This is a genomic window from Streptomyces sp. WAC 04229 (genome assembly GCF_003947455.1).
In the GTDB taxonomy this organism is placed as follows: Bacteria; Actinomycetota; Actinomycetes; order Streptomycetales; family Streptomycetaceae; genus Streptomyces.
Genome location: NZ_QHJH01000418.1, coordinates 1 through 873, shown reverse-complemented (window position 1 = coordinate 873; position 873 = coordinate 1). Strand labels below are relative to the sequence as shown.

The window sequence follows — 873 nt, the reverse complement described above, 5'->3', positions numbered from 1 at the left end:
GGCCGCGGGGGTGGGGCCGTCCGCCTGCCGCGTCTGGTCCGCCTCGCCGGGAGCGGTGGGTGCCTCGCTCCTCGGTACCTCGATCGCCGACGCCTTCTCCACGTCCAACGGCTCGACGGCCGGATACGACGGCACCGGCGCAGCCCCCTTCCCGCCCGCGGGCGACGACCTGCCCTCCAGCCACGGCGGGATGTGCGTCAGTGGGATGCCGTGCGCGCGGGCGATGCCCAGGGTCTCGCGGTAGCCGGCCAGGGCGGGGTGGTTCAGCGCGCGCCTCCAGCGGGTGTACGCGTAGGCGACCAGGGCGGTGCCGACCACGACGAGGCACCCCGAGGCGGCCAGTACCGCGATCAGGCGGTGTTCGCTCAGCGTGCGGATCGTCGGGACGACGACCGGCAGGAGCAGGCCCACCGTCAGGGCGAGGATCCCGAGCCATGCGGACGGGTGCCGACGCTCCCCTTCCATCGCCCGCCGCCGCTCCGCGAGCAACGCGCTCACCGCGCCGTCGTCCGTGTAGTCGACCCCGTGCCGGGCGCTCACGGCGCCTATCGCGTCCGCGGCCCGCGGGTCGGCGGCCAACGCCGCCCCGTTCACTGGAAGAAGGTCCATCGATGTCCCCGGTGATCTCTCCGTGCTCGCCCCGTCACTGATCCGAGCGAAGATCATGGCACGCCCGGTCCGCTCCCTCGTGAGTGAATCGTGCAGGCCTGATGGGCGCACCGTGACGAAGAGCACGCGGACGGTGCCCGGCGGTACCGCTCGTGGATTCGCGCGTGCACAGTTGGAGTGCCGTTCGCCGCGCGGTACTCAAGGGGGTTCCGTGGGCGCGAAGTTGCAGATGAGTAACGGTGGGCGGGGTGGCGGTACGGGGGG

At 73.0% G+C, this 873-nt stretch carries 1 pseudogene; it reads right to left on the bottom strand.

Going from position 1 to position 873, the window contains the following annotated elements:
• Positions 1-609 (bottom strand): annotated as a pseudogene (locus tag DMH12_RS38630) (hypothetical protein); the annotation flags it as partial.
• Positions 610-873: the final 264 nt, after the last annotated feature.